We start from the raw sequence: 12,647 nt of genomic DNA, 5'->3' as shown, positions 1-12,647 counted from the left end.
CAACTGTAGGGTACGTCTTCGCACCCTTTCAGGCAGGACTATGCCCTACAGTTTCAGATGTCCAAATCTCCACTTCCCAAAACCATGAGAATATCCCCTCTGCTTTTCTACATTGCCATCCTCTTCTCCCTTAGTTCTCCCCTTCAATCCCTGGCGCAGCCCTCCACCCAGCAATTGGTTTACCAGGACAAGGAAGGAGTAATAAGATGGACCAAAACTAAGAAAGAAGTCGCCTTATTCGGGGCCAATTATTGCCTTCCCTCGGCCACGGACTACCGAGCGGCGGGCTATGTGACAAAAGACAGGAAGAAGGTCATTGACCAGGATATGGCCCATTTTGGCCGCATGGGCTGGGATGGTTTACGGTTGTGTCTATGGGGTGATTTTCAAAACACGGATACCTTAGGAAATCTGATCAATAATGATCATTTGGCCCTGATGGACTATCTTATTTTCAAGGCTAAGGAACGGGGTATCTATTTTCTTCTTAGCCCAATTGTTACCTATAGCTCTCAATGGCCAGATGCCATGCAGGATACAGTCAGTGCAAGAGGGTTCTCAACCTACTTCAAAAAAGAAGAGTTGGGCAAGAACCCAAGAGCCATCGCGGCCCAGCAGAACTATTTGAAGCAGTTGCTAAATCATATTAACCCCTACACGAAAACGGCATTAAAGGATGAGCCGAACATTCTGTTCGTAGAAATGATAAATGAGCCGTGGCACCACAGCAATGATTTGCAGGGTTCGGTTAACTATATAAATGCTTTGGTGGATGCAGTGAGAAGTACTGGCTGTAAAAAGATACTCTATCACAACATCAGCCAAGATTTCAACATGGCGAAGGCCTTTCAGCAGTCTAAAATCCAAGGAGCATCATTTGCCTGGTATCCTTCAGGTTTGAACTCGGATAGAACGTTGCCAGGCAATTACCTGCCGGTAGTAGATGATTATTCCCTAATGCTGAAACCCGAATTGGCCAAGCTAAGCCGGATCGTTTACGAATTTGACAGCCCTGATCTTTTGAATGGTTATATGCTCCCGGCTATGACAAGGACATTCCGCACGGCCGGAGCACAATTCGCCACCATTTTCTCATACGACATGTTGCAAACCGCTCCTTACAACCTTGGGTGGCAAACGCATTATATCAATATGGTGTACACCCCTGTGAAAGCGGTAAGTGGGATTATCGCAGCTGAAGTAATGAAGACCGTTCCACGGTATAAGAATTACGGGAAATATCCAGCCAATACATCGTTTGGTCCTTTCAGGGTGGATTATGCCAGTAACCTCAGTGAAATGGTTACAACAGACAAATTCCTTTATGCCAATACCACCACCACAAAGCCGGTAAATGCTTCAAAGCTCACCAAGATTGTTGGGTATGGTTCTTCCCCTATTGTGAAATATGAAGGAAAGGGAATTTATTTTTTAGACAAGATAAAAAACGGTACCTGGCGCTTAGAGGTTTACCCTGATGCGGTACTTGTGGACGATCCCTTCAAAATGCCAAGTCCAGGGAAACTCGTGTCGCGTTCCATAAGCCGTAGCTGGCCCATCACGGTCCAACTGCCAGATCTAGGGAAGTCTTTCTCCGTTCAGGCCCTGAATGCAGGAAACAACTTCAAATCAGAAGCCACAGATGCAGGATTCGTCATCCAGCCCGGCGTCTACATTTTGACGAGTGATAAGGGGTTCAAGAAAGGATCACTTCCTGAAAGAATTGGGCAGATAGGAATGGCGGAGTTTGAGGTTTTAGAAGACCCTAAACTACCAGTACAAGTGGTACTCAACCACCAAAGTGAGTATCCATTAGGCAAACCCCTGACCATTTCTGCAAATGTTTACGGGAAGAACGAACCTGAAAGCATCACCCTTTTTTGGAAGGCGAAGGGTACAGGAAGATTTGCCCCGATACCCATGAAGAAGGAGGAAGGCTATACCTATAAAGCGGAACTTCCCGCCAAGCAGCTCCAGGAAGGATTGATAGAGTATTGTATTGGGGTGAAAGAGGGGAACAATACTGTTAATTTTCCTTCAGGTATAAACAAGGTACCCTCTGATTGGGATTTCTACGGGAGCAACAACTGGACTTCAAAAGTTGTCAATAAGGGAACACCCATTCGGTTATTGAACCCGGCTGAGGACACAGACAAGTTGGCGGTTACCAGGATTGATCAGGCCCTTGGGTTTGAAATCTACAAATTAGTTCTAGCCTCTCACACAGGAGAAGCGGCATTTCACCTGGAGGTTCCCTCAAGCTATGACAAGCCTCTTGAAGACTACACGCTGTCTGTTCCGGTAAATAATAAAGTTTCCTCCCGAAATGGGGACATATCGCAAGCTAAATCCCTCTTGCTTAACGTGAGGGGCATGAATCAAAAGCAACAAGCCTACATCACCTTGGTAGAGAATGATGGCACGAGCTGGAGCAAAAAAATAGTACTGAAACCGGAGTGGGATACAGTCCAAATCCCTTTAGCTGAATTAGAATTATCAAAAGGAGCAATGTTGCCATTAGGCTATCCAGGCAGGTGGGCGTATTGGTTTACACCTGCTGCTGAAAGAGGGGGAGTAAACGACAAAATCAGGATGGAAAACGTGGAAGCGATCCAAGTTTCCCTTAGGCAATCGGATATGGGGAATAAAGAGGCTGCAAAAAACTCTTGGATTGACATAGGCTCGGCAACATTACAATTCTAGGCCTGATAAATCATGGAAACGATTATAGCTAGAATACACAACGACCATTGGTGTAGGCAGGCAATTAGAGCATAACCGCCCTACATAACTATTTATCCAAGCAGCAAGGAAGGGCAACGTCATTACTTATATAGAAACTTTAACGGTTTAAAATTGGCCATTAAAGGTGTGATCATGGGCGTTTTTATTGGGAACCTGTGATGATCGCAGTTCCTAGGGTAGGGTGGAAATTAGGTGCGCCGAATGTAGTTGATAACACCATACTCTTTGATTTTAGCGGTTACAAACTTGAGTCATTTAAAGCATTTAGATACAATAATTAGAGGGGGCATAAAGACTCTTAAAATCAGAAATGCCTAATCCGAAAGATTATTCTCCTAAGATGAAAATTATAATTTATCTTTTTTGTGCCACGGTTTTGATTTTTTTCAATCCTTCGTGGGCTCAACAACCTAACCCAAAAGATTCCGCCAGAAACGTAACGACAACTCCTGTCCCGAGAACTGATGACTATCTCAAGACAGAATACCCTGACATGATTGCTGATTTGAACGGTCGGGTAGACTTAAGTAAAGTACAAGTGGTGTTTGTCGGCAATTCGATAACCATGCAATGGAAGTCACATGGATACGCTATATGGGAGCCTTATTTTAATATCGTTTCTTCGCCTTATTATGCACTTAACCTTGGGGTGTCGGGCGATCGCACCCAACATGTACTATACCGCCTTCTGCCGAAATCTCAATCTGGGATGGGGAATTTAGATAACGCTGCAATTGACCCTAAAGTTATCGTACTGGAGATTGGCACAAACCATTTATGGTCTGATTCAGTGGACCAGATCGTGCTGGGCATCAAGGCTTGTGTTGAGCGCTTGCTTGTCCTGCGCCCTAAAGCAAAGTTGTTGCTATTGAGTGTTATGCCTGTGTCCGATCCAAAGATTAATCAACGGGTTGACCTAGTAAATAAAGAATTACCGGGGGCGTTGAAATTAAGTTCGGAGATGATGAGGCGTTTCACTTATCTGAACACAAATCCTTATTTCCGAAAGCCGACAGGTGAAACTATTTCAGGGTATTTTACAGATGGAGTACACCTCACACCAAGTGGGTACCAGAGATGGTTCAATTTAATTACCCCTACCTTAGACTCCTTACTAACGACAGCGAATAACATAAAGCAATTTAGTATTACCAGTTGCTCCCATACAGGTGTAGCTGCTGACTTTTCCAAACCGTTGTCTATCACATTCAATCAACCCGTCGATCGCAATTCCTTAACTAAAATTGTCATCACTAAAGGTGGAGCCTACCAGGAGCCTATCGGCGCTGACGTTAAGCCCATTCATGGCAAATGGACCATTTCTGCCGACCCAAGAACCATTGTTTTTCAGCCTTCGAAAAGTTTTGAGCCGGGCATGTTTGTTTCCATTACCCTACCTAAAACATTTAGAAGCGCGTCTGGAAGTACGTTTGAAAATGGTAAAGACATCATCAGTTTCATAACCGAAAACGGCACTAATTACGGACATACAGATATCAACATAGGCACTGTAAAAGTTGTCGATGACAACGTGATACCGATGATCATTCGAGTACCCAAAAAATCAGGTAAGCATCCGGTACTAATCTTTGTCCATGGCGGTGGCTGGACTGGTGGTACACCAACACAGTCATATGCGGCGCTGCCCACAGGTTATACACCCAGCTACCTGGCTGACAAATTGGGGGTTGCTGTAGTCGGAGTTGCCTATCGATGTATAGGTTCCGATGGCAACTTTACAAAGGCCAAGCAAGACGTTGAAGATGCGGTACGTTATGTGAAATCGAATGCTGATAAATACAACCTTGATACAACACGAATTGCCATTGGTGGCGAATCAGCCGGGGCTCCCTTGTCAGCATTGATAGCGCAGCAAGATCCAGCCATTAACTATTACATTGGTATAAATGGCATTTATGATTTTGTAAAAAATAACACAGCCAGGTTTGGCCAGGGCAATGATTTTGGTCAGCAAACACCATCTGCGTCCGCCAATTCTGCCATCAGTCACATAAAATCCACAACTCCGGAAACACTATTGATTCACGGTAATAAGGACATTACCATTAGCCACATCCAAAGTGCCAAATTCAGCGAAGCCATAAAATCTGCCGGAGGAACATCTTACCTCCGGATTTTCGATGGGCAACCGCATTGGGATTTTTATGCGCCTGGTGGCAAATATGAAATCTCAACCCTATACCAGGTTAAGGATTTCTTAATAAAGGTTATGAAACTTGACGTTCGATAAAACAGCCAAACATGAGAACCTGGCGAACCCAATGTGGTTTCCAACACAGCCGTCTTTGACTTCAGTGGTAATAACTTGAATCCTTTAAATCATTTAAATACAGTAATTAGAATGAAGAAAACCAGGAAGAATTTTTTACGGTCAGGAATAGCGCTCATATTGACTACATGTGCCTTTTCAAGTTATTCACAAAAGGTTCATGAAATCAGCATTAATGTGCCCGAACAAAAAATTTATTCTGATCATCTGAAACTTGGAGGGTCTAATCCAAAAGGAGAAAAGGTAGCGGTTAATAACTACTACATTTCAATTAACGATAAACCTGTGATCCCGATAACGGCTGAGTTTCATTATTCCCGATATCCTAATCAGTATTGGGATGAGTCCATAAAGAAAATGAAAGCCGGCGGAATTACGGTTATACCAACATATGTTTTCTGGAACTTGCATGAAGAAGAGGAAGGGAAATTCAATTGGACAGGCGACAGGGATCTTCGCAAGTTTATTGAGTTGTGCAAGAAAAACAATATGCACGCCATTGTACGAATTGGCCCTTTTGCTCACGGAGAGATAAGAAATGGAGGGTTGCCTGACTGGTTATTGGGTAGGCCCCTGAATATACGGATGAACGATCAGTTATATCTGTCCTATGTGCAGCGGCTATATAAACAGATTGCTGCACAATTGAAGGGTCTGTATTACAAAGACGGCGGCCCAGTAATCGGCATTCAAATCGAAAATGAGTATCAGCACAGTGCTGCTCCATGGGGCTTAACCTACCCGGGACAGCCACTTGATTTTACCGCCTCAGAAAGAGATCGAAATGTGACGCACGAGGGTGTTGCCGTTTCAACTGAGAATAATCCTTATGCCGAATTGGGAAATGATCACATGAAAGTGCTGAAGTCGTTGGCAGTAAAAGAAGGTATTATTGCTCCGCTTTACACAGCAACAGGGTGGGGGTACGCTGCCATTATCCCAAATGAATCTATTCCTGTAACGGCGGCATACGCATATCCATTTTGGACCACCAAGCGAGACTACTCTCCCTTCTTCTTGTATAAAAACATGCATGCTAATCCAGACTATTCACCAGTTCGTTACAAACCGGAGGACTATCCTTCGTTTCCGGCTGAATTAGGGTCTGGGATTAGTGCCACTTACCTAAGACGCCCTATTGCTATTCACCAGAGTTTTGATGCGATGATTAACAGATGCCTTGGTAGTGGAGCCAACGGCGTTGGATATTACATGTTCCATGGCGGTTCAACACCAAGAGGGAAAGACAATTTCTTGAATGACGAAGCATATGGATTGCCTAAAATTTCTTATGAATATCAAAGTCCGATTGGTGAATATGGTCAAGTGCGAGAAGGGTTTCACCGCTTGAAATTGCTTCATTTTTTCCTTAAGGATTTTGGCCAATTGCTGGCACCCATGACAGTTGCGCTTCCTGCCAATGCTGCAAGTCTAACGCCTGAAAACACAAAAGATCTACGATATTCTGTAAGGTTTAAAGGCAATAGTGGTTTTTTGTTCCTGAACAATTTCCAAGACGACACTACCATGTTGGATCAAAAGAATATTCAGGTAAAAATTAAAACCGCCAATGGTGCTGTAATGATCCCTGCAAAAGGAGGTTTTGATTTAAAGAATGGCGAAAATGTTATCTTCCCTTTCAACTTCAATCTAAACGGAACACATCTGAATTATGCGACTTCGCAACTGTTAATGAGGAGCGATGGCACAAATCCTTACTATGTCTTCTTCAACCCGGAAGGAACCAACGCCGAGTTTTCTTTTGCTGCCGGAACAAGGGTAGAAAATGTACAGGGAGCTAATGTTGACCAAACGGCTCAGCAAACCTTGGTAAAATGTGAAGGAAAAGTTTCCGAGTTTACAGTTGTGGCGAATGGTAAAAAGACAACTGTTCTGGTAATAGATAAGGCACTTGCGTTAAAGTCTTACGTCGGTTCTTTAAATGGTAAAAAAAGCTTAATTTTTTCTGACGCCGTTGTGCTGCAAAACGGAAATGGCTTTGAACTTCTAAAAGACAGCGTACATCAATTCACGCTAAGCGTTTATCCGAAAACGGCAGCACTGCCAAAAACGACTGTTGGTTCAATAAATAAGACTGAAGGCTATCCTGCATTTTCGTCTTATCAAATCGCCTTGCCGCGGTTTGAGTTTGCTGCCAATACAAAGGAGATTAGTCAGCGTAAAATGGTCGTTAATTTGCCGCAAACAATGCCTCCAAGTGTCAACGACATTTATCTTCATGTAGATTATACCGGCGACACGGGGATGGATTTTGTTAATGGTGAGTTGGTTGCCGATAACTTCTACAATGGCCTTCCCTGGCAAATAGGGCTTCGAAAGTTTATTTCTTCTTCTGTAAAACCAAAAGAGAAGATTTTCTACTTCCGGCCTATGCAGAAAAATGCAACCTACCTTTTTGATCTTCAGCAATATCCGCAATACATTCCTGATTTCGGGACATCAGATTCATATTTGAAGGTGGATGGCTTCTCATTTACTCCGCAATACAAAACGGTAGTAACCTTCTAAGTAAATCCTTTCCAAGTCGAACACCTCTTTTTAGTTAGACATGCAAACAGAGACTATTAAATTTAATAGTGGATATATTATTGGTATATCATTTATCTCGGCATTAGGCGGATACCTTTTTGGATTTGACTTTGCCGTTATCGCCGGGGCATTGCCTTTTCTCCGAACAGAATTTCAGCTTGATGTATGGTGGGAAGGATTCCTGACGGGTTCCTTGGCCTTGGGCTGTATCATAGGATGTCTAGTGGCCGGAAACCTGGCGGACCGTTATGGCCGCAAGCCAGGCTTAATGTTAGCGGCGGCAATCTTTGCTGTTTCCTCCTTAGGAATGGCTTTCTCCCAAGGGTTGACCATGTTTGTCGTCATGCGATTTTCGGCTGGTATTGGGGTGGGTATGGCATCCATGTTGAGCCCGTTGTACATCGCCGAGATTTCCCCTGCCAATGTCCGGGGAAGAAATGTGGCCATAAATCAACTCACTATCGTGACTGGGATTCTGGTCACCAACTTAGTCAACTACTTCTTAGCCGATAGTGGACCTGACGCTTGGAGGTGGATGTTTGGTTTAGGCGCAGTTCCTTCAATATTGTTTATGCTGGGTGTTCTCTGGCTTCCGGAAAGCCCAAGATGGCTAATGCAGGCAGGAAAGGGTCAAGAGGCGGCTAAAGTTCTTTCAAAAATAGGAAGCAGTGGCTTTGTTGAAACTACCTTGAAGGATATTGAATCTTCACTAAGAGGTTACAAAAAACAAAGCTATGGTGCTGTCTTCGAAAAGGGGGTTCGTCCTGCTGTACTGGTGGGGATCACTCTAGCTGTATTTCAACAACTTTGCGGGATCAATGTGGTGTTCAATTATACCTCCACGATATTCGAGTCGGTAGGGGCTAGTCTAAACCAGCAGCTATTTGAGACGGTTGCCATCGGTATTGTCAATCTGGTATTTACGCTAGTGGCCATGTGGCAGGTAGATAAATTAGGACGCCGCCCGCTGATGATGATCGGTTCACTAGGGCTTTCGATTGTGTACATCATCTTGGCCTTCCTGCTGCAGAGCCAAGCCGCCGCTAGTATGGTATCGGTATTTGTGCTGTTGGCTATTGCTATGTATGCTACCTCTCTGGCACCCGTCACTTGGGTGCTTATATCAGAGATATTCCCCAATAACATAAGAGGCTTAGCCTCATCAATTGCCATTGTCTCTCTTTGGGTCGCCTATTTCATTCTGGTTTTTACTTTCCCTGTATTGGCAGACAAGTTAGGCGCATACGGTCCCTTCTACTTGTATGCAGTCATCTGTATGCTTGGATTCCTCTTCGTGAAGAGTAAGGTGAAAGAAACGAAAGGGCAGACTCTGGAGGAATTGGAACAGAATTTAATTATGCATTAATACCTATGAAAGCCATGAACGATTTATATGTGAATGTTTGGGAGGAGCAAGTAATCATCCCAACCTACGGAACGGGTGAGCCGGACAAAAATCCCATGTTTTTTGAGAAGCGCGTTTACCAAGGAAGCAGCGGGGTCGTGTATCCAAATCCAGTGATTGAAAAAATCCTGGATGAAAAGGTAGATAAAGCATACCGAGGCTTGTTCTTGGAGAATAAATATTTGAAGATCCTAATATTTCCGGAGTTGGGTGGAAGGGTTCAGATGGCTTATGATAAAGTTAAGGAGCGTCACTTTATCTACTATAACCAGGTGATCAAACCAGCGCTAGTAGGCTTATGTGGCCCTTGGATTTCTGGCGGAATAGAATTTAACTGGCCTCAGCACCATCGCCCCAGCACGTTTGACCCGGTAGATTATACAATAGAGGAGAATCCAGACGGCAGCAAAACGGTATGGGTGAATGAGGTGGAGAAGATGTTCCGTACCAAAGGGGCGGCAGGCTTCACGCTGCATCCAGACAAGGCTTACCTAGAGATCAAGGCCAAGTTGTTTAACCGTACCCCATTGCCCCAGACATTCCTCTGGTGGGCAAACCCGGCAGTAAGAGTCAATGACGATTACCAATCCGTTTTCCCACCCGATGTAAACGCTGTTTTCGACCACGGCAAGCGGGACGTCTCCACCTTTCCAATTGCCACAGGCACTTATTACAAAGTAGACTATTCGCCAGGCACGGATATTTCCAGGTACAAGAATATTCCTGTACCTACTTCCTACATGGCCATTAATTCAGACTATGACTTTGTAGGCGGATACGAGCATGATACACAAGCCGGATTATTGCACGTGGCTAACCACCATGTGTCTCCGGGTAAAAAACAATGGACCTGGGGGCATGGGGATTTCGGCTTAGCCTGGGACCGGAATCTAACTGATGAGGATGGACCCTACATTGAACTGATGACAGGCGTTTTCACTGATAACCAACCTGATTTCACGTGGCTTATGCCATATGAAGAGAAATCCTTCACGCAGTATTTCATGCCGTATCGGGAACTTGGGGTTGTGAAAAACGCCACGAAGGATGTGTTGGTGAGTTTAGAGGTTCTGGAGGAGAAGGTAAAGATGAAGATCTTTGTCACCTCAGAGCAGCAAGGCGTTACTATCAGACTTACAGCCAAGGGTAAGGTTGTGTTGGAGGAGACAACAGACCTTAGACCTGAGGAGGTATTTGAGCAGGAGGTTACATTAGGAGAGGCTACTGAGGAAGAGCAACTCTCGTTGATACTTCACAACAGTATAACTCAGCGGGAAATTATTCGGTATGAACCTGCTAACAACCGGAAAAACGAGATACCGTCACCGGCAAAAGCGGCGCAGGAGCCAGGGGAGGTAGAGAACACCGAACAGCTGTTTTTAACTGGGCAACACCTGGAGCAATATCGGCATGCCACTTTTAGCCCAATTCCTTATTATTTAGAGGCCTTACGACGTGATCCTAAGGATATTCGCAATAACAATGCCTTAGGGGCGTGGTATCTCCGTAGGGGGCAGTTTTCGGAAAGTGAAACCTACTTCCGTACCGCTATATCAACTATTACACAACGTAATCCTAACCCTTATGATGGGGAACCCTACTATAATCTGGGGCTCTCACTCAAGTACCAGGGAAAATTGAAAGAAGCTTACGATGCTTTTTACAAAGCTACTTGGTCCAATGCTTGGAAAGACGCGGCTTATTTTTCATTGGCGCAGATAGACATGTCAAGAGGAGACTATGAGGTGGCCTTAGAACACCTCGGTCAAGCCCTTGATCGGAATGCACGCAATAACAGAGGCTATGTGCTTAAAGCCGCAGCTCTACGGCGACTAAACCGGTTAGACGAAGTACTTGACGTCTGCAAAACCGCGTTAGCACGAGATGCTTTCAATATTGGGATATTGTTTGAACAAATAAAGGCTCACGAAGTTCTTGGCAATACACTTAGAGTCGAAAAGTGCCAGAAAGAACTTGCCAAGTTAGCACGGGGAGCCTACAACAACTATCTGGAATACGCCCTTGATTATGCGGCTGCAGGGCTTTACCTAGAGGCATCTAATCTTCTGCTATTTGCTGTTGAGGGGGAGTCCACCAATCCCATGGTGTTTTACCACTTAGGCAATTTTTGTTACAACCGTGGCGATGAAGCGGAAGCCCTTCAATATTTCAGAAAAGCGGCAGCCGCGAAGCCGGATTACTGCTTCCCTAATAAATTGGAGGATATCGCAGCGCTGCAGTTGGCGGGTGAGTTGAACCCAGAGGATGCCAAAGCGCCCTACTACCTGGGAAACCTTTGGTATGACAAAAGGCAATATGAAGAGGCTGTTGCCCAGTGGGAATTGTCGGCAGCCCGGGATAATGCTTTCCCAACGGTCTTCCGGAATTTGGGTATCGCCTACTTCAACAAGTACCATGACGCCGACAAAGCAGTGACTTTCTTTGAGAAAGCTTATTCTCTGAACAAAGCAGATGCCCGGGTATTAATGGAATTAGATCAGCTTTACAAGCGGCTAAACCGAGACCCTAAAGAACGCCTAGCCTTGCTTGAAGAAAACCTTATGGTGGCTGATCAGCGTGACGATGTGTACTTGGAGCGCGCTTCCCTCCATAACTTCTTGGGACAGCATGAGACCGCGTTTAATCTGCTAATGAGACGTAAATTTCATCCTTGGGAAGGAGGGGAAGGAAGAGTTTCCGGACAGTACGTTTACAGTCTCCTAGAGCTGGCAAAAGAAAATATGAGGGCTGGGAAATACCGCGAAGCAATCGAGCAACTCGAACAGGCGCAGGTTTATCCACACAATCTTAGCGAAGGCAAGTTGCCAGGCGCTCAGGAGAACGATATTTTCTATTTGCTAGGCTGTGCTTATGAGGAAACCGAAGAGGCAGATAAGGCTAGGGAGTTTTTCCAGAAAGCCACAGTAGGTCTCTCTGAACCAGGGGCTGCTATGTTTTACAACGACCAACAGCCGGACAAAATATTTTACCAAGGGCTAGCCTGGCAGAAGTTAGGCGACCATGAAAAAGCACATGCAATTTTCAAGAGTCTTGACCTATATGGTAAGCAGCATATGGATGAGGAGGTGAAACTTGATTATTTTGCTGTATCTCTGCCTAATCTTTTGATTTTCGATGACGACCTGAACGTCCGCAATTCTATCCACTGTAAGTATATCTCTGGACTAGGATTGGCTGGGTTAAACAACCTAGAAGAGGCCGTTGCTGCTTTGGAAGAAGTTCTTAAACTGGATGCAATGCACTTTGGTGCTAAAATGCACTTAGAATGGGTGCAATCAAAAAGCAGAGACATTCATAGAAGTGTGAATCTAGTCTAAGGTAGGCAGGGGTTGACTCCGAATATAAAATGATTTAAACCGGTCCCTTGTCTGTCTCTGCTTTAAACGGACAAGGGACTGGTTTATATAGTCAAAACAAAGCAGAATAAGCCTAATGGCATAAGAAGCCGCAAAGGTTTCCATTAATCAGTTATCATCCAGCCATGGTTCAAGACATCATCACCACCTTTCAGAAACTCTACAACCAAGAACCCATCGTGATCCGCTCAGCGGGCCGGGTGAACCTCATCGGCGAGCACACCGACTACAACGAGGGGTTCGTGCTGCCCGCCGCCATTGACAAGGAGATCTACTTCGC

6 protein-coding genes and 1 pseudogene are annotated in these 12,647 nt (G+C 44.8%); all 7 read left to right on the top strand.

The genetic code is table 11. From position 1 onward, the window contains the following. Positions 1-84 precede the first annotated feature (84 nt). A complete protein-coding gene (locus JT719_RS23950; RefSeq protein WP_207436305.1) occupies positions 85-2,703 on the top strand; it encodes a glycoside hydrolase 5 family protein in 2,619 nt (872 codons plus the stop codon). 188 nt (positions 2,704-2,891) lie between these two features. Further along, positions 2,892-3,026: pseudogene (locus tag JT719_RS25700) on the top strand (hypothetical protein); the annotation flags it as partial. 29 nt (positions 3,027-3,055) lie between these two features. After that, the gene (locus tag JT719_RS23940) at positions 3,056-4,996 is read left to right on the top strand and encodes a GDSL-type esterase/lipase family protein (RefSeq protein ID WP_207436303.1); all 1,941 of its coding nucleotides are present in this window, start codon (positions 3,056-3,058) and stop codon (positions 4,994-4,996) included. Between the two features lie 111 nt (positions 4,997-5,107). Next, positions 5,108-7,564 carry a beta-galactosidase gene (locus tag JT719_RS23935; protein WP_207436302.1) on the top strand — a complete coding sequence of 819 codons (2,457 nt, stop codon included), beginning with the start codon at positions 5,108-5,110 and terminating at the stop codon, positions 7,562-7,564. A gap of 40 nt (positions 7,565-7,604) precedes the next feature. Then, positions 7,605-8,951 carry a sugar porter family MFS transporter gene (locus JT719_RS23930; protein ID WP_207436301.1) on the top strand — a complete coding sequence of 449 codons (1,347 nt, stop codon included), beginning with the start codon at positions 7,605-7,607 and terminating at the stop codon, positions 8,949-8,951. A 5-nt stretch (positions 8,952-8,956) separates the two neighbouring features. Beyond that, positions 8,957-12,328 carry a DUF5107 domain-containing protein gene (locus tag JT719_RS23925; RefSeq protein WP_242693451.1) on the top strand — a complete coding sequence of 1,124 codons (3,372 nt, stop codon included), beginning with the start codon at positions 8,957-8,959 and terminating at the stop codon, positions 12,326-12,328. Positions 12,329-12,492: 164 nt separating this feature from the next. Continuing rightward, a partial coding sequence (locus JT719_RS23920) for a galactokinase family protein (protein ID WP_207436332.1) occupies positions 12,493-12,647 on the top strand: 155 nt, incomplete at its 3' end.

The sequence above is a fragment of the Sabulibacter ruber genome (assembly GCF_017355955.1).
Classification (GTDB): Bacteria; Bacteroidota; Bacteroidia; order Cytophagales; family Hymenobacteraceae; genus Nibribacter; species Nibribacter ruber_A.
Note: the sequence above shows the minus strand (reverse complement) of the source record. Positions and strands in the feature narration are given on the sequence as shown.

Bases quoted from the DNA above. Each gene is read 5' to 3' on its own strand.
- JT719_RS23950 (WP_207436305.1), top strand. From the start codon at position 85: ATGAGAATATCCCCTCTGCTTTTCTACATTGCCATCCTCTTCTCCCTT.
- JT719_RS23940 (WP_207436303.1), top strand. From the start codon at position 3,056: ATGCCTAATCCGAAAGATTATTCTCCTAAGATGAAAATTATAATTTAT.
- JT719_RS23935 (WP_207436302.1), top strand. From the start codon at position 5,108: ATGAAGAAAACCAGGAAGAATTTTTTACGGTCAGGAATAGCGCTCATA.
- JT719_RS23930 (WP_207436301.1), top strand. From the start codon at position 7,605: ATGCAAACAGAGACTATTAAATTTAATAGTGGATATATTATTGGTATA.
- JT719_RS23925 (WP_242693451.1), top strand. From the start codon at position 8,957: ATGAAAGCCATGAACGATTTATATGTGAATGTTTGGGAGGAGCAAGTA.